Source organism: Hamadaea flava, from assembly GCF_024172085.1.
Classification (GTDB): Bacteria; Actinomycetota; Actinomycetes; order Mycobacteriales; family Micromonosporaceae; genus Hamadaea; species Hamadaea flava.
The window spans coordinates 1,081,706-1,104,277 of the sequence record NZ_JAMZDZ010000001.1 but is presented as its reverse complement, the minus strand read 5'-3'; the positions used below and the strand labels follow the sequence as shown (position 1 = coordinate 1,104,277).

23 protein-coding genes are annotated in these 22,572 nt (G+C 70.4%); 12 read left to right on the top strand and 11 right to left on the bottom strand.

Going from position 1 to position 22,572, the window contains the following annotated elements; all coding sequences use genetic code 11:
• Positions 1-11: 11 nt before the first annotated feature.
• The 3 genes from HDA40_RS05335 (at position 12) to HDA40_RS05325 (ending at position 1,732) form a co-directional block, all read left to right on the top strand.
• Positions 12-1,082, top strand: coding sequence for a LacI family DNA-binding transcriptional regulator (locus HDA40_RS05335; protein WP_253752500.1), 1,071 nt, complete (start codon positions 12-14; stop codon positions 1,080-1,082).
• Positions 1,082-1,297 (top strand): hypothetical protein, encoded by a 216-nt coding sequence (locus HDA40_RS05330; RefSeq protein ID WP_253752497.1) that lies wholly within the window; start codon positions 1,082-1,084, stop codon positions 1,295-1,297. The genes HDA40_RS05335 and HDA40_RS05330 overlap by 1 nt, the downstream gene beginning before the upstream one ends.
• 78 nt (positions 1,298-1,375) lie before the next feature.
• The gene (locus HDA40_RS05325; RefSeq protein ID WP_253752494.1) at positions 1,376-1,732 is read left to right on the top strand and encodes a hypothetical protein; all 357 of its coding nucleotides are present in this window, start codon (positions 1,376-1,378) and stop codon (positions 1,730-1,732) included.
• Here the strand turns inward: HDA40_RS05325 and HDA40_RS05320 are convergent.
• From HDA40_RS05320 to HDA40_RS05310, 3 genes are all read right to left on the bottom strand, one after another.
• Positions 1,729-3,117 (bottom strand): alkaline phosphatase PhoX, encoded by a 1,389-nt coding sequence (locus HDA40_RS05320; protein WP_253752491.1) that lies wholly within the window; start codon positions 3,115-3,117, stop codon positions 1,729-1,731. The genes HDA40_RS05325 and HDA40_RS05320 overlap by 4 nt on opposite strands.
• A gap of 138 nt (positions 3,118-3,255) precedes the next feature.
• The gene (gene trpS, locus HDA40_RS05315) at positions 3,256-4,302 is read right to left on the bottom strand and encodes a tryptophan--tRNA ligase (protein WP_253763568.1); all 1,047 of its coding nucleotides are present in this window, start codon (positions 4,300-4,302) and stop codon (positions 3,256-3,258) included.
• Between the two features lie 192 nt (positions 4,303-4,494).
• Positions 4,495-5,676, bottom strand: coding sequence for a phosphotransferase (locus tag HDA40_RS05310; protein ID WP_253752488.1), 1,182 nt, complete (start codon positions 5,674-5,676; stop codon positions 4,495-4,497).
• Positions 5,677-5,805: 129 nt separating this feature from the next.
• Here HDA40_RS05310 and HDA40_RS05305 point away from each other — a divergent pair, with 129 nt between their 5' ends.
• Positions 5,806-6,309 (top strand): hypothetical protein, encoded by a 504-nt coding sequence (locus HDA40_RS05305; protein WP_253752485.1) that lies wholly within the window; start codon positions 5,806-5,808, stop codon positions 6,307-6,309.
• A complete protein-coding gene (locus HDA40_RS05300) occupies positions 6,306-7,163 on the top strand; it encodes a class F sortase (protein WP_253752482.1) in 858 nt (285 codons plus the stop codon). Before HDA40_RS05305 ends, HDA40_RS05300 begins: the two co-directional genes overlap by 4 nt.
• On the opposite strand, the gene HDA40_RS05295 is transcribed toward HDA40_RS05300, so the two are convergent.
• The 4 genes from HDA40_RS05295 to HDA40_RS05280 all read right to left on the bottom strand — a co-directional run bounded on the left by HDA40_RS05295 (position 7,147) and on the right by HDA40_RS05280 (position 11,366).
• Complete coding sequence (locus HDA40_RS05295) at positions 7,147-8,172, bottom strand: serine hydrolase domain-containing protein (protein ID WP_253752479.1); 1,026 nt, start codon at positions 8,170-8,172, stop codon at positions 7,147-7,149. The genes HDA40_RS05300 and HDA40_RS05295 overlap by 17 nt on opposite strands.
• A gap of 544 nt (positions 8,173-8,716) precedes the next feature.
• Positions 8,717-9,565: a metal ABC transporter permease gene (locus HDA40_RS05290; RefSeq protein WP_253752476.1), complete on the bottom strand. Its 849-nt coding sequence runs from the start codon at positions 9,563-9,565 to the stop codon at positions 8,717-8,719.
• Positions 9,565-10,353, bottom strand: coding sequence for a metal ABC transporter ATP-binding protein (locus HDA40_RS05285; RefSeq protein WP_253752472.1), 789 nt, complete (start codon positions 10,351-10,353; stop codon positions 9,565-9,567). Before HDA40_RS05285 ends, HDA40_RS05290 begins: the two co-directional genes overlap by 1 nt.
• Positions 10,350-11,366: a metal ABC transporter substrate-binding protein gene (locus HDA40_RS05280; protein WP_253752469.1), complete on the bottom strand. Its 1,017-nt coding sequence runs from the start codon at positions 11,364-11,366 to the stop codon at positions 10,350-10,352. Before HDA40_RS05280 ends, HDA40_RS05285 begins: the two co-directional genes overlap by 4 nt.
• Positions 11,367-11,477: 111 nt before the next feature.
• Between HDA40_RS05280 and HDA40_RS05275 the strand changes: the two genes are divergently transcribed.
• From HDA40_RS05275 to HDA40_RS05255, 5 genes are all read left to right on the top strand, one after another.
• Positions 11,478-12,449 carry an acetylxylan esterase gene (locus HDA40_RS05275; RefSeq protein ID WP_253752467.1) on the top strand — a complete coding sequence of 324 codons (972 nt, stop codon included), beginning with the start codon at positions 11,478-11,480 and terminating at the stop codon, positions 12,447-12,449.
• Between the two features lie 77 nt (positions 12,450-12,526).
• Positions 12,527-13,771 carry a sensor histidine kinase gene (locus HDA40_RS05270; protein WP_253752464.1) on the top strand — a complete coding sequence of 415 codons (1,245 nt, stop codon included), beginning with the start codon at positions 12,527-12,529 and terminating at the stop codon, positions 13,769-13,771.
• Between the two features lie 22 nt (positions 13,772-13,793).
• Positions 13,794-14,435, top strand: a complete 642-nt coding sequence (locus HDA40_RS05265) for a response regulator (protein ID WP_253752461.1) — start codon at positions 13,794-13,796, stop codon at positions 14,433-14,435.
• Positions 14,432-15,178, top strand: a complete 747-nt coding sequence (locus HDA40_RS41990) for a PH domain-containing protein (RefSeq protein WP_253752458.1) — start codon at positions 14,432-14,434, stop codon at positions 15,176-15,178. The genes HDA40_RS05265 and HDA40_RS41990 overlap by 4 nt, the downstream gene beginning before the upstream one ends.
• A gap of 97 nt (positions 15,179-15,275) precedes the next feature.
• Positions 15,276-16,265, top strand: coding sequence for a winged helix-turn-helix domain-containing protein (locus HDA40_RS05255; RefSeq protein ID WP_253752455.1), 990 nt, complete (start codon positions 15,276-15,278; stop codon positions 16,263-16,265).
• Positions 16,266-16,271: 6 nt separating this feature from the next.
• Here HDA40_RS05255 and HDA40_RS05250 read toward each other — a convergent pair whose 3' ends face one another.
• Positions 16,272-16,946: a PhzF family phenazine biosynthesis protein gene (locus HDA40_RS05250; RefSeq protein ID WP_253752451.1), complete on the bottom strand. Its 675-nt coding sequence runs from the start codon at positions 16,944-16,946 to the stop codon at positions 16,272-16,274.
• A 112-nt stretch (positions 16,947-17,058) separates the two neighbouring features.
• On the opposite strand from HDA40_RS05250, the gene HDA40_RS05245 reads away from it, so the two are divergent.
• Both HDA40_RS05245 and HDA40_RS41985 read left to right on the top strand, forming a co-directional pair.
• Entirely contained in the window at positions 17,059-18,123 is a 1,065-nt protein-coding gene (locus HDA40_RS05245; RefSeq protein WP_253752448.1) for an ATP-grasp domain-containing protein, read from the top strand.
• Complete coding sequence (locus HDA40_RS41985) at positions 18,120-18,902, top strand: MaoC/PaaZ C-terminal domain-containing protein (RefSeq protein ID WP_253752443.1); 783 nt, start codon at positions 18,120-18,122, stop codon at positions 18,900-18,902. Before HDA40_RS05245 ends, HDA40_RS41985 begins: the two co-directional genes overlap by 4 nt.
• A gap of 585 nt (positions 18,903-19,487) precedes the next feature.
• Here HDA40_RS41985 and HDA40_RS05235 read toward each other — a convergent pair.
• The 3 genes from HDA40_RS05235 to HDA40_RS05225 are packed head-to-tail and all read right to left on the bottom strand — an operon-like array spanning position 19,488 to position 22,571.
• The gene (locus HDA40_RS05235) at positions 19,488-20,231 is read right to left on the bottom strand and encodes a hypothetical protein (RefSeq protein WP_253752440.1); all 744 of its coding nucleotides are present in this window, start codon (positions 20,229-20,231) and stop codon (positions 19,488-19,490) included.
• 45 nt (positions 20,232-20,276) lie between these two features.
• Positions 20,277-21,365 carry a CaiB/BaiF CoA transferase family protein gene (locus tag HDA40_RS05230; protein ID WP_253752437.1) on the bottom strand — a complete coding sequence of 363 codons (1,089 nt, stop codon included), beginning with the start codon at positions 21,363-21,365 and terminating at the stop codon, positions 20,277-20,279.
• Positions 21,366-21,368: 3 nt separating this feature from the next.
• Complete coding sequence (locus HDA40_RS05225; RefSeq protein WP_253752434.1) at positions 21,369-22,571, bottom strand: lipid-transfer protein; 1,203 nt, start codon at positions 22,569-22,571, stop codon at positions 21,369-21,371.
• Position 22,572: the final 1 nt, after the last annotated feature.

The following is a 22,572-nucleotide window of genomic DNA, read 5'->3' as shown; positions in this document are numbered from 1 at the left end:
GAAGGGCAGCCGTGAAGGTGAAGCCGACGTTGCAGACGATCGCCGACGAGCTGGGGGTCTCCCGCAGCACGGTGTCGAACGCGTACAGCCGCCCGGATCAGCTGTCCCCGCATCTGCGCGACAAGATCCTGGCGACCGCCCGTCGCCTCGGGTACACCGGCCCGCACCCGGGCGCACGCTCGTTGCGTACCGGGACGGTGGGCGCGATCGGCGTGCTGTTCACCGACGACCTGCGGTTCGCCTTCACCGACCCGTTCGCCGTGCAGTTCCTGGCCGGATTGGCCGCTGCGGCCCAACGCCATGACACCGGGCTGCTGCTGCTCCCGTTGTCGGCGAGCAATGAGGAGACCGCGGCGTCGATGGTGCAGAGCGCGGTCGTGGACGGCTTCTGCTCCTACTGCATCCCCGACTGGCATGCCGCCTGGGCGGCGGCGGAGGCGCGGGGCCTGCCCATCGTCACCGGCGAGCACCGGAACGAGGGCCGGCTGTTCGTCGGCATCGACGAGGCCGCCGCGACCCGGGCGGCCGGCGAGCACCTGGTCCGCCTCGGCCACCGCCGGATCGCCGTGGTCAGCGACTGGTTGATCCCCGAACGGGAGAATCATCCGGTTTCCTTGACCGATCCAGATGCGGTGCCCTACTACGTCAGCCGCGAACGCCTGCGCGGCTACGCCGAAGCGCTCGGCCAGGCCGGGGTCCCGTTCGGCGAGATCATCACGATCAACGCGGCCGGAAACGCCCGTGCGGACGGGGCTGCTGCGGCTGCGTACACGTTGGATCGCGAAGAGCGGCCGACGGCGATCGTGGCGCTGACCGACCTGCTGGCGCTCGGGGTGCTCGACGCCCTGACCCAGCGCGGGCTGGCGCCGGGCCGGGACATCTCGGTGATCGGGTTCGACGACATCCCCGAGGCCGCCACCGCCGGGCTGACGACCGTACGCCAGCCCGCCGCGGACCGCGGCCGGATCGCGGGGGAGCTGTTGCTCGACCCCGAGTCCGCGCCGCCCACCGGGCAGGTCGTGCTGCCCACCGAACTGATCGTCCGGGCCTCGACCGGCCCGGTCTCTTCCAGGAGGTCATGATGCAGTTCCCCGCTGCGTTCATTCTCGCCCGTCAGCAGACCGAAGAACACCTCGCCTCGGCGCGGCCCGACGCGCCCGTCGTCCCCGAACATCCACAACGGACCCGTACCCCCCGGCAGCCTCGGTTCGGCGGGCTCCGACGGGCCGCCGCCAACGGATTGCGAGGTCTGGCCACCCGGGTCGAGCCGCGCCACGACTGCCAAGCCGCCCTGTAGGCCGCGGAAATCCGTCGCGTCGGCAGGAAGTCCACGTACGGTGCTGATCGGCACCGGGCCCTGCTGGTAGGAGGCGCAATGACGTTGGCTCGCAAGGGTTCCCGGCGCATCGTCGTCGACGGCGTCCAGTTCCGCTGGAAGGTTCGCCGCCGGCCCACCTACTGCCAAGGCAACGGCTGGACACCGCTGATCTTCGTGGCGGAGCCGGCCGCCGGACCGGGCGGTCTCCTCGTCGTGTCGATGCCGTGGGTGCACCCCGGTAACTGGCTCGGCCAGCCCACCGGAGCGGTACGCCCGGCGATGGTGGCCGCGAGCATCCGCGAAGCCCTGGCCCGCGGTTGGCAGCCGGCGAAGCCCGGTCCGCCGGTCAAACTGGCCTTCGCCGACCTCGGCGACCTCGCCGACGACGCCGGCGTGGAGCAGCAGCCGGTTTAGCGGACGCGCCCCCACGGGCCGGTGATGGCGAAGACGATCCCGGGCGACTGGATGTTGGCGAACAGGATCCGGCCGTCCGGGCTGAACGTCGGCCCGGTGAACTCGCTGTCGTTCAGCTCGTTGCGGGCTAGCGCGAAGGCGGCGCCGTGCTCGTCCACCCCGACCAGGTGCGACAGCCCTTCGCCGTCCTCGGCGAGGATGACCCCGCCGTAGGGGGAGACCGTGATGTTGTCCGGCCCGTCGAAGTTCCCCTCGGCACTGGGATCGGGGTTCACGCCGAAGATCGTCTTCAGCGTGATCGTCTCGTTCTCGGGGTCGTAGAACCAGACCTGGCCGTCGTGCTCGTTGACGCTGCCGTCGGCGGCCCGGGCGTAGCTCGCGACGAAGTACGCGCCGCCGTCGCCCCACCACGCGCCTTCCAGCTTGCGGCTGCGGGTCACCTCGTCGTCGGCGAACTGCCGGCGTACCGAGGTCGTGCGGGCGTCGCGATCCGGCACGTCCACCCAGTCCACCTGGTATCGCGTACCGGGTCTGGTCGCGGCGGAGAGATCGGTGATGTGCGTCTTGCCGTGGCGGGCCCGCATCGCCTGGAGCCGACCCGCGGTCGCACCGCCCTCGCTGAGGGCCAGCTCGCGCAGCGCGCCCTTGCGGCCCTGGAATCCGCGCGGCGGCGTCCAGCGGAAGTAGAGCCCGAGCGGGCCGGAGGCGTCCTCGGTCAGGTAGATCTCATTGTTGCGCGGGTTCACCGCGACCGCCTCGTGCGAGTAGCGGCCGAGGAACTTCAGCGGCACCGGATCGTAGTTCGCCGCACGGTCGAACGGGTCGACCTCGAAGACGTAACCGTGATCCTGCAGGAAGATCCCGCCCTTGCGCTGCTCGGTCTCCTCGCATGTCAGCCAGGTGTTCCAGGGCGTACGCCCGCCGGCGCAGTTGTTGTGCGTCCCGGCGAGGGAGACGTATTCGCCGATCCGGTCGCCGTCGTGGTCGACGTCGACGGTGGTCGTCCCGCCGCCCGCGCCGGGGTCGTAGGCGAGCCCGGCCAGCGCCGGTACGCGGAACGGTTCGCTGCCGCCGATCTCGTGGTTGTTGACCAGCGCGCCCGCACCCCGATGACCCCGGAAGAACGCCGTCCCATCGGCGTCGCTCGGGGTGAACTGGCCGGTCTCCAGCCGCGTCTGGCCGGCGTACGCGACGACGGTGTAAGCGAATCCGGCGGGCAATGCCAGCAGGCCGGCCGGGTCGGGCACGAGAGGTCCATAGCCCGCGGCGGGTGCGTGCGCCGCGGCCGGACCAGCGATGGCGGGGATGCTGCCGGCCAGGGCGATCCCGAGGCCGCCGGCGGCGGAGGCCCGCAGTACGCCGCGGCGGGATACGGAGGAAGTCACCTCCGTCACGTTCCAGCAGCGACTCGGCACCCGGGGTACCGACGGTTCACAGCCACATGAACAGCGCGTGAAGCTGACGGTGGGAACAGCGCGCCACCGGTTCGGGGCGTGGACCGGCCACGCCCCGAACCGGCAAGGTCACCGTGACTTCGTGGTCGCCTGCGCCTTGCGGCGGATCGCCTGGAACGTCGAGGTCAGCCCCATCGCCTTACGCGCGTCGAAGACGGTCTGCCGCACCACTTCCCGCGTACGCTCGGTGCCCTCGACGATCAACTGGTCGACCAGGCCGGGTTCGGCGGCGTACTTGGCGCGGCGTTCGCGCATCGGGTCCAGGAACCGGTTGAGCGCGGCGGCCAGCTTCTCCTTCACCTCCACGTCGCCCACCCGGCCGGTGCGGTAACGCTCCTTCAGCTCCTCGACCTGCGCCTTGTCGTCGTTGAAGGCGTCGTGGTAGATGAACACCGGGTTGCCCTCGACCTTGCCCGGGACGTCGGCGCGCACCCGATCCGGGTCGGTGTACATGCCCATGACGCGGCGGCGTACCGCTGCGGCGTCGTCGGAGAGCAGGATCGTGTTGCCGATGCTCTTGCTCATCTTCGCCTGCCCGTCCGTGCCCACCAGGGTCGGGACGTCGGCGTGGATCAACTCCGGCACGGGGAACGTGTCGCCGTAGAGGTGGTTGAACCGCCGGGCGATCTCCCGGGTGACCTCGACGTGCGCCGCGTTGTCCTTGCCCACCGGGACGGCGGTCGCCTTGACGCACAGGATGTCGGCCGCCTGGAGGACCGGGTAGCCGAGCAGGCCGTAGGGCATCTCGTCCTTGCCGGAGTCGCGCGCCATGTCCTTCAGCGACGGCACGCGCTCCAACCGGGGCACCGTCACGAGGTTCTGGAACAGCGTGTTCAGGTCACCGACCTCAGGAATGGCCGACTGCAGGTAGAAGGTCGCGCTCTCCGGCTCGATCCCCGCCGCGAGCATGTCCAGCACCATGTCCCGCGCGTTGCCGGCCGACCGCTCGATGTCCGCGCGACTGTTCTTCGTGGTCAGCATGTGCAGGTCCGCGATGATGAAGAAGCTGTTGTACGCGTGCTGCAGGCGGACTCGGTTGGCGATGGAACCGACGTAGTGCCCGAGGTGGAGTTTGCCGGTGGGGCGGTCGCCGGTGAGCATGACGTTCGCTCGCATGACGTTTTCGGGCATGACGTTCTCAGACATGGCAGAAGCCTTTCGGAGGCACGCGGGCGCAGTGGGGCCACGCGGGAAAGGAAAAAGAGAAAAGGGTGGTACGGACGGATCAGCTGGAGAACGTCGACAGCCGCCATCGGTACAGAATGAGGACGCGAGAGTCCATGCGATCAACCATAGCAGCTGGATCGGTCAAGCCGCGAGAGCCGCCTGCCGCAGCCAGAACGGCACGTCCCCCGCGTGGTACGGGTGCTCGGACGGCTCGATGTTGGCCAGGAACCTGGCGTACGTGGCGGCGTTGCGCAGCGCGGCCACCGGGCGCAGCAGGTCGATCGCCTTCACCGGGTCGCAGCCGGGCACGGCGTGCTGCCAGCGCGTCGCCCACGCCTCGACCAGCGCGGCCGCGTCGGGCTCGGTCACCCGCTCGGTCATCCGCAGGATGTCGAAGCCCGGATGGCCGACGAACGAGTCACCCCAGTCCAGGATCGCCTGGTGGACCTCGTCGCCGCGAGCGTTGCCGGGGTGCAGATCCCCGTGGACGAGGGTGTCCGGCAGCCCGCACTCGTCGATCGCGGCCCACCGCTCGGGCAGACCCGCGACGAGCGCTTCGAGCGCCGGATCGCTTTCGGCGTACCAGTCGGTGACCCGGGTGACGACCTCGGTCAGGCGCGGGCCACGGAGATCGGGGACCCCGAGGCCGATGAGCCGCGTGACCTCCGCCGCCGCCTCGATCTGGATGTGGTGGTGGGTCGCGGCGATCGACGCGCGGACGCCGAGCCCGGCCGCGTAGAGATCCACCCCGGGCAGCTCGGCGAGCAGCATCCGACTGCCGTCGGTGGCGAGCTGGATGGGCACGGACAGCCCGAAGCCCTCGGCGGCCAGCCAACGCAGCACCACGGGCTCGTGCGCGAAGAACGCCGGGACCTGCTTGAGCCAAACCGTCCCGGCGGCCGCCTCCAGCCGCCAGATCGCGCTCAGATTCCAGGTACGCATCTGGGTCGCCGCGCCGATCGGCCCGAACTCCAGCTCGTGCAGCCGCTCGGCGGCCCAGTCGAGGCTCCGGTCCGGCCCGCCGGGCTTGGCGTAGTCCGGCCGCAACGGGTGATCGCTCAGATCGACGTCGACAGCCCTGGTGGCGGGCAGGCTGGTCGTCGGGTCGGTCGTCTGGGCCAGATAGGTGACCTCGCCGCCCGGGAAGTGCTCCGGGGCGTGCAGCAGCCGGAGGACCGAGACGTCGATGCCGAAGCGCTCCTGGACAGCCGCGATCACGCTCGCGGTCTCCTGCCACCACGGCACCTCGACCTCGACCGGCGGCAGAGCGCCCAGCAGGGCGCCGTCGGCGTCCAGGAGGGCCAGCGTCACTGTACGGGGCACGTAGATGATCGTAGTCGCTGTCACCGTCGAGGATTTCTCGCGAAACGCGGTATTGGCGCGGTTGTTGCGCTTACTGTCGGATGTGCCAGCTCGTTCGGGGCCGACGTGTCCATGGCGAAGGGGACCGCTATGAGCGCTGGGCTGCCTTTCCGGCTCGTCGCGGCCGCCTTGTTCGGTCTGTTCCTCGCGTTCGCGTTTCCCGCGGCCGCTTCTCCTGCCCGCTCAGCGGGCTCGGCGTCGTCGGCGGCGGAGGCGCAGGTCGATCCGAATCCGGTGCGGCCGGGCGCGCAGGTCGACGTGGTCGTGACCTGCCCAGCCGCCGCCACCAGCGCGTCGATCTCGGCGACGACCCTCGACGGGGCGTCCAACATGCCGATGCTCGCCTCGACGAAGAATCCGCGGGAGTGGTCGGTGACCCTGACCATCCCGGCCGAGACCCAGCCCGGCACGTACGCGCTCGGCGGCACCTGCGGCGACGGCACCGGCTTCACTGCCTCCGTCGTCGTCGCCACCGTCCTCGGCCCGATGGGCGGCGGGGGTTCGGCGATGCGCGGCCCGTCCGACACCCTGCTGATCGTCGGCATCCTCCTGCTCGCGACGTCGGTGGCCGTGTGGCGGCTGGCCCGTCGATGAGACGGCTCCTCCCGCTGCTCGCCTTGCTGTTCGCGCTCGCCGGCGTCGGCACGCTGGCCACCGCCTTCGTCGTCATGCCCGGCCGGCCGCCGCTGCCGAGCCCGGCGCAGATCCCGGGCGGCTACACCGTCGACGGGTCGGGCCGGTTGCTGAGCCGGTCCTCGCCGGTGGCGGTGCGCGTACCGGTGATCGGGGTGGACGCGCGGATCGTCGAGACGGGTGTCGCGGCCAACGGCTCGATCGAAGTGCCGCCGCTGGACACGCCCGACCTCGCGGGCTGGTACCGCTACGGGCCGAGCCCGGGGGAGGCAGGTAGCGCGGTGCTCGTCGGCCACGTCGACTCCCGCGCGTCCGGCCCGGCCGTCTTCTTCCGGCTCGGCGAACTACGCAAAGGGGATGACATCTTCGTAGACCGGGGAGACGGGACGACTGCCGTGTTCACGGTGGACGGCGTACGCCTCGTCGCCAAGGACGAGTTCCCGGCGCCGGAGGTGCATCGGGTGGCGTCGACGGCGCTGTTGCGGCTGATCACGTGCGGCGGCCGATTCGACGCCGCGACACGGTCCTACTTGGACAATGTGATCGTGTACGCGACGCTTACCGACAGTGGCCCCACGGGCAGCCGGCTCACCGGGAGCGGTCTCACCGAGCGCGATCCCACCGGGAGTCGTCAAATGAGCAGTCGGCTCACCAGTAGCCGTCTCACCGGTAGTCTGCTCACCGGCAGTCGCCTCACCGGCAGTCGGCTCACCGGCAGTAGTCTCACCGGCAGTCGGCTCACCGGCAGTAGTCTCACCGGGAGTCGTCATATGAGCAGTCGGCTCACCGGCGGTCGGCTCACAGGCAGTCGTTGAGGACGTCGACCAGGCGGTCGACCCGTTCGAACCCGGCCAGGTGCCTCGTGACGTAGCCGAAGGCGTACCCGCGAACGGGGTCGGCGAACCCGCAGTTCCCGCCTATGCCGCCCATGCCCCAGCTGCCGTCGTCCTCCACCTGTACGCCCAGCCCCCACCGCACGGGCCGGTCCAGCACCCGGTCGACGCCGTCGTGCTGCACCCGGACGGCCTCGGCGACGACCTCCTTCGTGCTGCGCATCAGCTCGGCGTAGAACCGGGCCACGCCGAGCGCCGTCGCGTGGAGGTTGACCGCCGGAACCTCGGTGCTCCGCCAGAGTTCTCCGTTGAGCACGGCCAGATCGAGGCAGCCCGCCGGGTTGCCGAGCGCCTGCGCCTTCAGGGAACCGGGCTCGCCGAGGATCGTCACGGGCCAGTCCGGATCGCCGTACGCGAGATCGGCGCACCGGGCCTCGTCGGCGGGGGACAGGCCGAACCCCAGATCCAGCTCCCCGGGTTCGGCGACCTCCTGCCGCAGAAACGCGCCGAGCGTACGCCCGTCGATGCGGCGTACCAACTCGCCGAGGAGGTGGCCGTAGGTGAGCGCGTGCTCGGCGGCCACCTCACCCGGTGTCCACATCGGAGTGGCGGAGGCCAGGTCGCCGCACAGCAGATCCCAGTCCCTCAGCGCCTCGGCCGTCCGTGACACGGGGAACACCGGCAACCCGGAAGTGTGCGCGAGGACGTGGCGAAGAGTCGCGTCGCTGCGGAACTCCGGCCAGTGCTTGCGTACCGGGTCGTCGAGGTCGGCCCGCCCCCGGTCGACGAGCAGGAGCAGGCAGTACGCGGCGAACGGCTTGCTCACGGAATACGTGTTCACCAGAGTGTCCCGAGTGACCACTCCGCCGACGAGGTCGACGACCACGTGGCCGTCGTAGATCACAGCGAGACCCGAGCCGGACTCGGCCCCACTGCTCAGCAGATCCCGGTACGCCGCCTCGACCGGCTCGAAGCCCTTCGCCACACCCATGCGCCCATTCTGCCGGGCCACGCCAGCATGTTTCCGCGCGTTCTTTCGGAGCGCCGCCCGCGCGGCCTTTCCGGGTGCTGCGGCGCCCCGCGCGACCTTTCCGGGTGCCCCGCGCGACCTTTCCGGGTGCCCCGCGCGACCTTTCCGGGTGCTGCGGCCGGCCGCGCGACCTCGGCCGCCTCTGTTCTGCGGCTGCCCGGGCGACCTTTCCGGGTGGTGCGGCTGACCGCGCGATCTCGGCCGCCCTGTTCCGTGGCTCCAGGAGGGATCTCCGGAAGCCCAGATACCTGATCTTGAACCAGATAGGTGCTCGGCCGTCCGGAGATCATCCGCCGCCAGCCGCCAGCCGCCAGCCGCCAGCCGCCAGCCGCCAGCCGCCAGCCGCCAGCCGCCAGCCGCCAGCCGCCAGCCGCTACGGCTGCCCCACGCCGTCCAGGCCGTAGCGCGGGGCCGTACCCGTCGAGAGCCCGCCGCCAATCGGCAGGGCGACCGGGCCGGCGTCGGAGCCGGGCGGCAGGGCGATCGGGCGACCGAGCAGGCGCCCTCAGGCCGTGTGGGTGTCGAGCTGCCCGGCCCGCTGGAGCCGGCGCCCGCCGGTGATCAGCATGACCGCGCCGAACACCGCCGCGCCGGTCAGCACGATGGTCGTTCCGGACGGCACGTCGAGGTGGTAGCTCAGGTACATGCCGACGAAGCCGCAGGTCGCGCCGATGATCGTGGAGAGCACGAGCATGCGGGAGAACCGGTTGGTCAGCATCCGGGCGACGACTGCGGGCACTACGAGCGTGGCCGCGACGAGGGTGACGCCGATGACGGTCAAGGTGGCCAGGATGGACATCGACAGCACCAGCATGAGCAGCGCATCCACCCGCGCCACGCGTACGCCGCTCACGTCGGCCACGTCCGGGTCGAACGTCGCGAACAGCAGCGACCGGTAGTTGAGGAAGACGACGAGCCCGGCGAACAGGAAGACCCCGGCGAGGATCCACATGTCGGTGTAGGTGATCCCCAGTACGCTGCCGAACAGCGCGGCGTCGAAGCTCGGCCCCTTGGCGCCGTAGAACTTCAGCAACGCCACGCCCAGCGCGAACGAGGCTGTCGTGATGACGCCGATCGCCGCGTCCGCGCCGATGCGCCGCCGCTTGGTGACCGAGTTGATCGCCAGCGCCGACGCCAGGCCCCACAGGCCCGCGCCGAGGTAGTAGTTCACGGCGATGATCGAGCTGGCCGCGAAGCCGCCGAAGATGGCGTGCGACAGTCCGTGCCCGATGTAGCTCATCCCGCGCAGCGTGATGAAGACGCCGATGAGCCCGCAGAGCCCGCCGGCCATGGTGGCGACGATCAGGCCCTTGACGAAGAAGGGATAGGTGAACGGATCGAGCAGCACATCCATCAGGAGCTCCCGGAGCGGGTCAGGTTGCCTTCGACGTCGAGGACGACGGGCATGCCGAGATGTTCCAGGACCTGCATCGGCGCGCCGAAGGTCTCCTCGAGCACCGGCGGCGTGATGACCTCGCGCGGCGTGCCCTCGGCGACGATGCGGCCGTGGACGGCCACGAGCCGGGGCAGGTGGGACGCCACGCCGTTGAGGTCGTGGGTGGTGATCAGGATGGCGACGCCCTCGGCGTGCAGGTCCGTCAGCAGGTGCAGCATGTCGTGGCGGCTCGCGACGTCCACACCGGACGTCGGCTCGTCCATGAGCAGCAGGCGCGGGCGGCGCAGCAGCGCGCGGGCGATGAACATGCGCTGCTGCTGGCCGCCGGACAGCTCCCGGATGTGGCGGTTCGCCAGGTGCCCGATGCCGAGCCGGTCGAGGACGGCCGCGATGTCGGCCTTGTCCGTCCGGCTCGGCCACGGCAGGCCGCGCTGCTTGCGGGCCATCAGTACGCACTCGGCCACGGTGACGGGGAAGTTCCAGTTCACCGTCTCGAGCTGCGGCACGTAGCCGACGGCCACCCCGGGTTTGCGGGTGATGGACCCGTGCTGCGGTTTGTTGGTGCCGAGCAGGAGCCGTAGGAGCGTGGTCTTGCCCGACCCGGACGGTCCGACGACGCCGATGAAGTCCCGCTCGCACACGCTCAGGTCGACGCCGCGGAGCACGGCGTGGTGGTCGTAGCCGAAGTGCACTCCGGCGAGGCGGACCAGTTCCTCGCCGCGCTCAGCCGCGTCGACGCCGGTCATTGCGGGTAGTCCGCCTTGTCCGGCGTGGCGATCGCGATGTCGAGCGCCTGGAGCTTGGCCGGGTTGCCGCCCAGCCCCTTGATCATCGTGACGTAGTCGTAGCGCATCAGGCCCAGCCACGAGTGGTCGGTCTCGCCTGGCTTGCCCGGCAGGTCGTCGTCGCGCAGGGTGTCCTCGTATCGGGCGCCGGTCGAGCGGCCGATCTCGGCCAGCACGTCGGACGGGAAGACCTCGGAGCCGAAGATCACGGGGACCTTCTCCGCCTTGATCTGGTCGATCAGCGCGGCCACCTCCTTCGGGGTGGGGTCCTCGAAGTTCTGCGGCTGGATCGCGCCGATCACCTTCCAACCGTAGGTCTTCGCGAAATAGGCGTACGCGTCGTGATAGGTGAGCAGTTCCCGGTGGCCGCCCGGAATCGTGTCCTGGTCGGCCCGGAGGGCGGCGTCCAGCTCCTTCGCCTTGGTCTCGAAGACGGTGTAGTTCGCCTTGTACGCCTCGGCGTTGGCGGAGTCGGCCTGCACCAGGGTGTCGCGGATGACGGCCGCGTACTTGATCGCGTATGTGGGGTCGGTCCACAGGTGCGGGTTGGGCTTGCCGTCCTCCTTCGGGAAGGAGAAGTCGTAGATGTAGTCGCTCTCGGGCAGCACCGTCGTGCCGATCTCGACGATCTTGGCGCCCTTCTTGAGGTTGGTCTCGGCCAGCTCCTTGGTCGGCTCCTCCAGCTTGAGGCCGTTGACGAAGACGATGTCGGCCTGGCTGAGCACCTTCGCCGCGCTCGGCGGCGGCTCGAAGGTGTGGGAGTTGGTGCCCTCGGGGACCAGCCCGTCGATCCGCGCCTTGTCGCCTGCCACGGCGGCGGCGATCGAGGTGATCGGGGCGACGGTGGTGACGATGCGCAGACCTGATCCGCTGCCGGTGTCGCCGGACTCGCCGCAGGCGGCTAGCGTGGTACCGGTCGCGAGTAGTACAAGTGTCGGAATGGTGAGGACACGGCGGAGCCGAGAGGTGACCATGACGGCAGCCTAAAACCGGGTCGGAGGCTATTGCAAGTTAGTTGCAATAACTCCAGCTGAACGTGGGGTTTAGGGTGTCTCAAGATCCCCTCTCCCCGAAAGGAGCGGCCCGTGTTCGTCGACTGGCCTCTCGATCGCCTCCGTGAATACCGCCCCGACCGCGTCGAACCCGCCGACTTCGACGCCTTCTGGGCGAAGACTTTGACGATGTCCCGTGAGGCCGCCACCGACGCGGTCTTCACCCCCTACGACGCTGGACTGGCGACCGTCGACGTGTTCGACGTGACCTTCAGCGGGTACGCCGGCCAGCCGGTGAGGGCCTGGTTCCTGCTGCCCAAGCACATCGAGGGCCCGCTGCCCTGCGTGGTGAACTACCTCGGCTACAGCGGCGGGCGCGGGCTGCCGCACGACTGGCTGCACTGGAGCGCCGCCGGCTACGCCCACCTGCTCATGGACACCCGCGGCCAGGGCTACAACCCGGCGTACCCGGGCGACACCGCCGACCCCGACGCCTCGGGCGCTCCGCAGGCTCCCGGGTTCATGACGCGGGGCATCGGCGACCCGGAGACGTACTACTACCGCCGGGTGTTCTCCGACGCCGTCCGAGCTGTCGACACCGTACGGGCGCATCCGCGGGTCGACGCCGACCGGGTCGTCGTCACCGGCGACAGCCAGGGCGGCGGCATCACGATCGCGGTCGCGGGGCTCGTCGACGGACTGGTGGCCGCGATGCCCAACGTCCCGTTCCTGTGCCACTACCGCCACGCGACGGAGATCACCGACGGCGCGCCCTACTCGGAGATCGTCACGTACCTGAAGGCCCGCCGGCACGACGTCGACCAGGTCTTCACCACGCTCAGCTACTTCGACGGGGTCAACTTCGCGACGCGGGCCACCGCGCCGGCGCTGTTCTCGGTCGCGCTGATGGACGCGATCTGCCCGCCGTCGACCGTCTACGCGGCGTACAACCATTACGCGGCGGAGAAGGAGATCGTCGTCTGGCCGTACAACGGTCACGAGGGCGGCCAGACCCAGCAGCGGGTCGAGATGCTGCGCTTCGCCGCAGGCAAGACCGCGAAGTGAAGTAGGGATAACCCCACCATGAGGACGCCGGGCGGCGGGATGTCTCGCGTACTAGTACAGGCCCTAGCGTTATGGCCATGAGGATCTTCCGCCGTCTCGGCTCCGACGCCGCGTACAACCTGCTGTCGCTGCCGGTCGCCGTCATCACCTTCGTCCTGGTGATCCCGTTCTTCTGGCTGGGGATCGGCACGCTGGTGATCGTCCTCGGGTTCGCGATTCTCGCGTTCGCGTTGCTGCTCGCGCGCGGCTTCGCCGATCTCCAACGGGTACGCCTACAGGTGTGGTCGGGGCATAAGACACCGCGACCGGTGTACCGGAAGGCCCCCGAGAGGGCCGGCTGGTTCCGGCGGATCACCAACCCGATGCGCTCGGGACAGTCGTGGCTGGACCTGCTGCACGGCTTCCTGAACCTGCCGGTCGCCATCTTCTCCTTCGTGCTGACGGTCGCCTGGTGGGCGGCGGCCCTGGGTGGCCTGACCTACTGGTACTGGGAGCGGTACCTGCCGTACACCGACGACTACACCAACCCGGTGGTCGAGGTCCTGTTCGGCGAGTACACCCGGCACAACGAGGTCCTCTACTACACCTACCTCGGCATCTTCTGCCTGCTCACGGTCTACTTCGTGCAGCGGTTCGCGGCCGTCACGCACGCCTCGTTCGCCCAGTTGCTGCTGACCCGGCTGGCCGAGATCCAGGGCCGGATCGAGGACCTGACCGCCAGCCGGGCGGCCGCCGTGTCGGCCGAGGCGACCGCGCTGCGCAAGCTGGAGCGTGACATCCACGACGGGCCACAGCAGCGGTTGATCCGGCTCGCGATGGAGCTGAGCCGGGCTCGCCGTCAGCTCGACAGCGACCCCGAGGCCGCCGCGCTCACCATCGACGACGCGCTCGGCCAGGCCAAGGAGACGCTCGACGAGCTGCGGGCGCTGTCGCGGGGCATCGCCCCGCCCATCCTCGCCGACCGCGGCCTGCCGGCCGCGCTGACGACCCTGGCCAGTCGCTCGACGGTGCCGGTCGACGTGACCCTGGAGGTCACCGAGCGGCTGCCCGCCCAGATCGAGAATGTGCTCTACTTCACCGCCGCCGAGGCGCTGGCGAACGTGGCCAAGCACAGCACGGCGACGGCGGCCCGGCTCACGCTGACCCGGCGGGACGGCCGCGTCTACGTGATGATCTCCGACAACGGCCAGGGCGGCGCCCATCCCGCGAAGGGCCACGGGCTGGCCGGGCTGGCCGACCGTCTCACCACAGTGGACGGCGAATTCGCGGTCGACTCGCCGGCCGGCGGGCCCACGGTGGTGATCGCCGAGGTGCCGGTCTGACCGATTCGCTACGCTCTACGGCGTGCGTGTCATCGTCGCCGAGGACGGGGTCCTCCTCCGAGAGGGCCTCGTCCGGCTTTTGGCCGAGGCCGGTCACGAGGTCGTCGCGGCAGTCGCCGACGGCCCGTCCTACGTCGAGGCGGCGTTGTCGCTGAAACCGGACATCAGCGTGGTCGACGTCCGGATGCCCCCGTCACACACCGACGAGGGCCTGCGCGCCGCCGTCGAGGTACGCCGCAAGGTGCCGAAGACGCCGATCCTCGTCCTGTCGCAATACGTCGAGCTCGCGTACGCCGACGATCTGCTGGCCGACGCGAGCGGAGCGGTCGGCTACCTCCTCAAGGACGCGGTCGTCGACGTGGACGGCTTCCTCGACGCGCTCGACCGGGTGGCGTCCGGCGGCACCGTCCTGGATCCGCAAGTCGTCGCCCAGCTCATGATGCGCCGCCGGGCCGATCCGCTCGGCGAGCTGACCCCGCGCGAACGCGAGGTGCTCGGCCTGATGGCGGAGGGCTCGTCGAACACGGCGATCGCCAAGCGCCTGGTGGTCACCGAAGGCGCGGTGGAGAAGCACGTCTCGAACATCTTCCTCAAGCTCCAACTGCCGCAGGACAGCGATCAGCACCGGCGAGTCCTTGCCGTGCTGGCGTACCTTAGGGCGTGACCTCCAACGCCCTTCGATGGACCGCTGTTCCGTCGGCGCTGCTGGCCTTCGTTCTGCGGCTCGCGTACGAGGCCGGGTGGTATGGGCCGGATTCGGGGCCGCGCTTCGCTCTCGGCTTCCTGGTGCCGTTGTGCGTGCCGCTCGTGGCCTTCATGCTGCTCGTCTCCTGGGCCACTCGGCGGGCGACCGTCACGGTCGCCGACGGCGTCTTCATCATCCCGGCGAGTCCAGCTGCGGCCGGGTTCGCGATCTTCGGCGCCAATCTGCTCGGCGAGCTGGTGCCGACCGCCTCGCTCGGTGACGACCCGGAAATCGTCCGCGACGCCTTCGACTGGACGGTTGCGGCGGTCATGGGCGTGTCGGGGCTGCTGGTCACCGTCGCGTTGTTCTTCCTCCGGCGGCCGCGACTGCTGCTGGATCCCACCGGGATCACCGTTCAGCACCTCGTCCGGCGGCACACCGTGCGCTGGGACGAGATCGCGTACCTGCGCCGGATCGACCGGCCGGCGACGGTGCGCCTGGTGCTCACCGGGTCGGCGGTGTTCGGGCTGGCGCAGGAGACCGTCGACATCCCGCTCGGCTGGCTGTTCGTCAATCCCGACTTCCTGCGCGCCGCGATCGGCCACTATGTGGCCCAGCCGGAGGACGCGGCCGCCATCGGCACCGCCGACGAGGCCAGGTGGCTCGTCGGCATGGTCGACGGTGACTCGGCATCGGATCGGCATCGGCTCGGCATCCGCTGAACAAATGAAGGCGTCGAACCGACAGTTCGCTTCCGCAACCCGGCGGGATCGGCGAGCGTCGAACATCGGAGGGTGACCGACACGGGGAGTCTCGTTCATGCTGCGCATCTATTTCACCAGCGCCGACATCGCACGCGTACGCCTCGCGCCGACGGCTGATCCGCTGTGGGAGTTGATCCTGAGCATCCACATGCTCCGAGGTCAGCCAGGCGATCTGCTGTTCACCGGCTGGCGACGGGCGACCGCGAGTGCGCTGCGGAACGCGGGTCTCAGCCCGGCGATGAGTCTGCTCTCGGCGCTGACGCCGACCATGGGGTTCTTCCCCGACTTCCTGAACCCGATCGTGCCCGGTCACAAGCTGGAGGACGGCCTCGAACGGATGCGCTCGACGCCGGTCGGCGTCCTGCGGCGGGATCTGCGCCGGATGACGGTTCCCCAGCACGCGGAGCCCGGCGTACGCGACCTCGCAGCGGGCTCACCGGCCGCACTGCACTCGCTGACCGACACGATCCGGACCTTCCATCAGCTGGCCATCGCACCCCATCGGCGCGTCGTCGAGGCGGCCGTCGAGCACGACCGCTCGATCCGCATCCGGACGATGGCCGGCGGCGGAGTGGCGGCGATGCTCGACGGGCTGCGCCCGATGATCGAGTACTCCGACGGGGAGCTGCGCGTACCCAGCCATCCCGATCAGGAGATCTCGTTGCGGGGCCGCGGCCTGCTGCTGGTCCCGGCGTACTTCGGGATCCACCATCCGATGACCATGTTCGAGGAGAGCGCCGACCCGGTCCTGGTGTATCCGGTCGAGCGCCGCTTCGACCTGTTGCCGGACACCGCTGACGATCGGCGGTCCGGTCTGGCCGCGCTGATCGGCCAGACGCGCTCGGTGTTGCTGAGCGCGACGGCCGACGACGGCCGCAGCACGACCGACCTCGCTCGCCGGGCCGGTATCTCGGTGGCGTCGGCGAGCGAGCAGGCGGCCGTGCTGCGCGAGGCGGGACTGCTGACGAGCCGCCGCGACGGCAATCGCATGGTGCACCAGGTCACGACGCTCGGCCGCGCCCTGCTGCGCGGCCAGCGGGGCTGACGCCGGTCAGAGGCGGCGTACCTCGTCCAGGACGACGCGGCCGCCCAACTCGACCGTCTCGGGATCGAGGTAGCGGGTCAGGATCTGGGAACCGATGCCCTGGCGGATCGTCAGATCCCGCTTCAGCTCGCCGGTCAGCGTGATGGCGGCCGCGCCGGTCGCCTCGTCCTCCACGATGCCGTCGTTGCGCCGGGGGAAGCCGCGCGCCCGGACCTCGCCGGCGGCCTCGTCCGCCCAGGCCCAGGCGTACAGCCAGCCCTCGCCCAGCGGTGGGGTGGGCAGCGCGTCGACCTCTTCGGCCGACCCGAACTGCTGTGTACGGCGCCCCGTCGCCCAGCTCGGCTGGCTGGAGATCCAGCTCAGCTCGCCCTCCTGCCGCGTCGGCACCTCGCCGGCGGCCGGGCGCAACAACTCCAGCGCATGCACTTCACGACGCAGCAACCAGGCCGTGCCGACCAGCGGATGCCCCGCGAACGGCAGTCGGGTGCTCGGCGTGTAGATGTCGAGGACGGCGTCGGAGAGGTCGTCGACGAAGACGGTCTCGCTGAAGCCCAGCTCCCGCGCCACCTCCTGACGATCGGGCTCCCCAGGGATCTGCTCGCCGTCGAGGATGACGCCGAGCCGATTGCCGCCGGTGTCGCCGGGCGCGCAGAAGACGCGCAGCACATGCAGGTCAGTCACCAGCCGAGCCTAGTCCTCGTATCCTGTGGGCCATGTCCGAACCAGATCCGGTCGCTGCCCTCGAACGACAGCGTGAAACTGACCATGATCTCGCGGCAGTCGAGGGAGCGTCATGAAGATCGCGGTTCTGCACGCGCGGCAGCCGTTGACGACCGACCTTCGCGAGGTCTTTCCCGAGGCGGAGTGCGTCGTCATTTCGGCGGGGGAGCCGGCCGTCCGGGAGGACGTGGATGGCGAGTCGCCCCCGGTGATCCGGGCCGATCGCGGGGACTGGGCGGCCGTGCTCGCCGAGGTCCGGCCGGACGAGGTGGTCACGAACGACGAATACGCGCTCGCCGACTGCGCCGGGCTCCGGGGGCTTCTGGGGCTGGCGGCGCGGCTTCCCGCGTACCCGTTGAATTATCTGGACAAGGTCACGATGAAGCGCGAGCTGGCCGCGGCCGGGATCACCGTGCCCCGGTTCGTGGCTTTCGAGCCGATGGTGGCGCGGACTGAGGCGGAGGTCCTGACTCGCGTTGGGCTGCCCGTGGTGGTCAAGCCGCGGCAGGAGGCCAACTCCCGCGGCGTCCGCGTCCTGCGCACCGTGGCTGAGCTGCGCGATTGGCTCGCGGCTCACGAGGGTGAGGCGGGCTGGGAGGCCGAGGAGTTCGTCCTGGGCGTGGGCCATCACGTCAATTCAGTTGTACGCACAAGGCACGTAGAACCGGTGCAGGTCGGCCGTTACCTGGGTCCGCTGCTCGACCTCCCGATAGGCAGTATGAGCGTGCGGTACGACAGTCTCCACGAGCTGAACGAACGCGTGGTCGCGGCGCTGGGGTACGCCGAGATGGTCGTCCACACCGAACTGATCGTGCGCGAGGGCGTGCCGGTCGTCGTGGAGGTCGCCGGCCGGGCGCCGGGTGGTGACGTGCCCCGGATGGCGGTGCGGCACGCCGGAATCAATCTGGAGGCGGCGCACCTGCGTTTGCAGGCCGGGCTGCCGATCGACAGTCCACATCGGACGGATCTCGACGCCGCGTGGGTGTGGCGGCGGCCGGGTGAGCTGCCGCCGGTGACCTCGCCGCACGAGGTCTACCGGCGGAGCACGATCGACTCCGTCGTGCTGTGGAACTCCGACCCCGCCGAGTTGGAACGAGACGCCGTCCTGCTCAGCCGTCCGACCGGAGGTACGCCGTGATCACGTCCGACCAGACGATCGCGTACGCGAGGGCGACGAACGACCCGATTCCGGAGCATCTGTCGGGTGAGCTGGCCCCGCCCGTCTTCGCGATCGTGCCGGTATGGGAGGTCGTCGTCGAGGCGGTCATGGGTGCGGCCCCGATCGAGGCGCTGGCCCTGATCCTGCACGGGGAACAGGACATCCGCATCCATCGGCCGATCACGCCGGGGATGGATCTCCGGTCGTCGGCAGCGGTCGTCGGGGTGCGGCCGAAGGCGTCCGGGACCAGCGTCGTCGTGCGTACGGCGACTCATGCGGGCGACGACCTCGTCAACGAGCAGGTCATCACGGCCTTCATCCGAGGCTGGACGGGCATGGCTTTCGGCGATCCCGCCCCGGTACACGATTTCGACGAAGCGCTCCGAAGCCGTCCGGCGACCACGGTCACGGCCCGGATCGATCCCGACCAGACCTTCCGGTACGCCGAGGCCGCCGGTGATCCGATGCCGATCCACCTCGACGACGGGATAGCCCGGCGAGCCGGGCTGCCGGGGATCATCGCGCACGGACTGTGCACGATGGCGTTCACCTCGTGGGCAGCGATCATGGCGGTCGGCGGCGGCGATCCGCGTACGCTGCGCCGCCTGGCCGTGCGGTTCAGCCAGCCGGTGCTGCCGGGCCAGGAGATCACGCACTCGTTCTGGCCGGTCGCGCCCGGTGTCGTTCAGTTCGAGACGGTGTCCGACTCGGGGGCGGTTGTCATCCGGAACGGCCTCGCCGAGTTCGGCAGGCTCTAGCGGGTCTCTTCGTTCGGCTCCGCTGACGGGTCTTGCCGCGCGGCTCTGGTTCGGATTCTGGTCGGGTGGGCCTGGTGACGGGTCTTGCCGCGCGGCTCTGGTGAGGCGTCTGGTCGGGGGGCTCTGGTGACGGGTCTTGCCGCGCGGCTCTGGTGAGGAGTCTGGTCGGGTGGCTCTGGTGACGGGTCTTGCCGCGCGGCTCCGGTGAGGAGTCTGGTCGGGTGGCTCTGGTGACGGGTCTTGCCGCGCGGCTCCGGTGAGGAGTCTGGTCGGGTGGCTCTGGTGACGGGTCTTGCCGCGCGGCTCCGGTGAGGCGTCTGGTCGGGGGGCTCTGGTGACGGGTCTCGCCGCGCGGCTCCGGTGAGGAGTCTGGTCGCGGGGCTCTGATGACGGGTCTTTGCGGGTGGCGCTGGTGACGGGTCTGGTCGCGCGGCTCTGGTTCGGAGTCTGGTCGCGCGGCTCCGGCAACGGAGTTGATCAGGGCGCTGGGGGAACGATCAGGGAGCTGCGGACGCGACACGCCGGTCGATCATGGCCGCTAGTTCATGATCGACGGGAAAGGGTCAGGCGGGGGAAGGGGCGCGGTCAGTGGGGACGGCGGAAACGGGTCGAGACGAAGGCGGCGGTCAGCAGGATGAGCGCGGGGGCGAGTGTGGCGAGCCACGCGCCCCGTAACGGCGAGGCGGTCTCGGCGAGCTTGGCTGCGGCTGACGACGGTGCGACGGACGACGAGGCGGCGGACGACGAGGCGGCGGACGACGAGGCCGCGGACGGGGGTGCGGTCGCGGCGGCGACGGCGAGCCGCGTGGCGGCGGGCGACGGGGAGGACGCCGGGAACGGTGCGGGGCCGGACAGCGTACGGCTGCACTGGTGCGACTCGTAGACGCAGATCGCCAGGGTCACGCCGTCGTCGCCGGTGTTGGGGTCGGCCGCGTCGGCGACCGTGAAGCCCAGATGCGGCGAGGCGGGGCTGTCGCTGCGCAGCCGCATGCGTACGCCGACGTGGATCGACGAGCCGACGGCCAGGGAGCGGTGGCAGGTGCCCTCGACGATGTGCGGGCAGCCGGTCCAGCTCAGGAACGTGAACCCGTCCGCCCGCGGCCGACCGACCATGATGTCCGCGCTGTGCGGTCCCCGGTTGCGGACGGTCAGCTGTGCCGTCAGGACGTCGCCGACGTGCAGGTAGTGGTAGGTCCGGTCGGGCACGGCGTACGCGTCGGCCTGTCCGGGCGCGGCGGACGCCGGTGCGGTCGCCAGGAGCAGCGCCGCCACCGCCGTGAACCACGTTGCCAGCTTGAGCACGAGATCTCGCATTCGGACGAAGAGCACGAAAAGCTAGCATAAGTCCGATATTGGATCTCTGTCCGGCGGGGGTCAGCCCAACCAGTCGCGCAGGACCTCCGCGGTGTGCTCGCCGGGCTTCGCGGGCGGCCGGGTCAGCTCGGCCGGGGTCCGCGAGAAGCGCGGCGCAGGCGCGGGCTGCGTCGTCCCGCCGAAGTCCACATAGGTCTGCCGGGCCGCCAGGTGCGCGTCCTCGGCGGCCTCGCGCAGGGACAACACCGGCGCCACGCACGAGTCGCCGTCCGCGAAGATCTCCGTCCATTCGGCTCTGGTACGCCCAGCGAAAGCCGTCTGGAGACGTTCCCGCAGTTCCGGCCAGCGAACGGCGTCGTACTGGAGGTCGACGAGGTCGGGCTGCCCGAGTCGCTGAGCGAACTCGGCGAAGAATCGGGGCTCCAACGGGCCGACCGCCAGGTACTCGCCGTCCGCCGTGGCGTACACGTCGTAGAAGGGCGCGCCCGAGTCGAGCAGGTTGACCCCGCGCTCGTCCCGCCACGCCCCGCCGGCCAGCAAGCCCCAGGTGAGCGTGTTCAGGTGCGCCGCGCCGTCCACGATGGCGGCGTCGACGACCTGGCCCCGGCCGCTGCGTTCGGCTTCCCAGAGTGCGGCGAGCAGCCCGGTCGCCAGGTAGAGCGCGCCGCCGCCGAAGTCGCCGAGGAGGTTCAGCGGAATCTGCGGCGGGCCGCCGGCGCGGCCGATGCCGTGCAGCACCCCGGTCAACGCCAGATAGGTGAGGTCGTGCCCCGCGGTCCGCGCCCGCGGGCCCTCCTGGCCCCAGCCGGTCATCCGCCCGTACACCAGTTTCGGCTGGCGGGCCAGGCACACGTCGGGGCCGAGCCCGAGCCGTTCGGCGACGCCGGGCCGGTAGCCCTCGACGAGCAGGTCGGCCTTCGCGATCAACTGCAACGCGACGTCGAGATCCCGCGGATCCTTGAGGTCCAGCGCGATCGACCGCTTGCCCCGGTTGAGCAGGTCGTGATCGGGGTCGACCGGCGAGGAAGGCGTACTGCGGTCGATGCGGACGACGTCTGCCCCGAGGTCGGCCAGGTGCATGGCGCAGAACGGGCCGGGACCGAGCCCGGCCAGCTCCACGACGCGTACGCCGGCCAGCGGCCCCGGCACGCGTCAGGCCCTCGTGTAGAGCGTGACGACGGCCGCGCCGCCGAGCCCGATGTTGTGCTGCAACGCCGCGCGTACGCCGTCGACCTGGCGGGGACCGGCCTGGCCGCGCAGTTGCCAGGTCAGCTCAGCGCACTGGGCCAGCCCGGTCGCGCCCAGCGGATGCCCCTTCGAGATGAGCCCGCCGGAGGGGTTGACCACCCAGCGACCCCCGTACGTCGTGGCGCCGGAGTCGATCAGCGACCCGCCTTCGCCCTCGCCGCACAGGCCGAGCGCCTCATAGCTGAGCAGCTCGTTGGTGGAGAAGCAGTCGTGCAGCTCGACGACCTGCACGTCCTGCGGGCCGAACCCGGCCGTGTCGTACGCCTTCCGCGCGGCCAGCCGGGTCATGTCCGCCCCGACGACGCTGATGGCGCTGCGGTCTTCGAAGGTGGCGGGCGTGTCGGTCACCATGTGCTGGGCGGCGATCCGCACGGCGCGGTCGCCCAGCCCGTGCTGGTCGACGAACCGCTCGCTGGCCAGCACGGCCGCGGCCGACCCGTCCGAGGTCGGCGAGCACTGGAGCTTCGTCAGCGGCTCGGAGATCATCTTGGACTCCAGGATCTGGTCCAGCGTGTAGACGTCCTGGAACTGAGCGTACGGATTGTTCGCCGAGTGCCGGTGGTTCTTCTCGGCGATCCGGGCGAACTGCTCGGCCGTGGTGCCGTACTGGGTCATGTGCTCGCGTCCGGCGTTGCCGAACAGCTGGGCGGCGTACGGCGCGGTCGTCGGCTCGTAGAGCTCGGCCTGGGCGGCCAGATGCCGCATCAGCGGGGGCTCCCGATCGCCGAAGGCCATCGTCAGCGAGCCCTTCTGCATCTTCTCGAACCCGACCGCCAGTACGCAGTCGGCGAGCCCGCCCGCGATCAGCTGCCGCCCGAGGAACAACGCGGTCGAGCCGGTCGAGCAGTTGTTGTTGACGTTGCTGATCGGGATGCCGGTCAGGCCCAGCTCGTAGAGGCCCCGCTGGCCACTGGTGGAGTCGCCGTAGACATAGCCGGCGATCGCCTGCTCGATCTGCGCGTACTCGACGCCCGCGTCGGCCAGCGCCGCCCGCCCCGCCTCCCGCACCAACTGCGGGTAGTCGACGTCGTCGCCCTGGGCGTCGACGCTGCCGGGCTTGCGGAACGGCGTCATCCCGACGCCGACGACATAGACGTTTTGGCTCACG

Bases quoted from the DNA above. Each gene is read 5' to 3' on its own strand.
- HDA40_RS05305 (WP_253752485.1), top strand. From the start codon at position 5,806: ATGAGCGCTGGGCTGCCTTTCCGGCTCGTCGCGGCCGCCTTGTTCGGT.
- HDA40_RS05255 (WP_253752455.1), top strand. From the start codon at position 15,276: ATGCTGCGCATCTATTTCACCAGCGCCGACATCGCACGCGTACGCCTC.
- trpS (WP_253763568.1), bottom strand. From the start codon at position 4,302: ATGCGAGCGAACGTCATGCTCACCGGCGACCGCCCCACCGGCAAACTC.
- HDA40_RS05285 (WP_253752472.1), bottom strand. From the start codon at position 10,353: ATGACCGGCGTCGACGCGGCTGAGCGCGGCGAGGAACTGGTCCGCCTC.
- HDA40_RS05245 (WP_253752448.1), top strand. From the start codon at position 17,059: ATGAAGATCGCGGTTCTGCACGCGCGGCAGCCGTTGACGACCGACCTT.
- HDA40_RS05330 (WP_253752497.1), top strand. From the start codon at position 1,082: ATGCAGTTCCCCGCTGCGTTCATTCTCGCCCGTCAGCAGACCGAAGAA.
- HDA40_RS05280 (WP_253752469.1), bottom strand. From the start codon at position 11,366: ATGGTCACCTCTCGGCTCCGCCGTGTCCTCACCATTCCGACACTTGTA.
- HDA40_RS05270 (WP_253752464.1), top strand. From the start codon at position 12,527: ATGAGGATCTTCCGCCGTCTCGGCTCCGACGCCGCGTACAACCTGCTG.
- HDA40_RS05295 (WP_253752479.1), bottom strand. From the start codon at position 8,172: ATGGGTGTGGCGAAGGGCTTCGAGCCGGTCGAGGCGGCGTACCGGGAT.
- HDA40_RS05290 (WP_253752476.1), bottom strand. From the start codon at position 9,565: ATGGATGTGCTGCTCGATCCGTTCACCTATCCCTTCTTCGTCAAGGGC.
- HDA40_RS05300 (WP_253752482.1), top strand. From the start codon at position 6,306: ATGAGACGGCTCCTCCCGCTGCTCGCCTTGCTGTTCGCGCTCGCCGGC.
- HDA40_RS05325 (WP_253752494.1), top strand. From the start codon at position 1,376: ATGACGTTGGCTCGCAAGGGTTCCCGGCGCATCGTCGTCGACGGCGTC.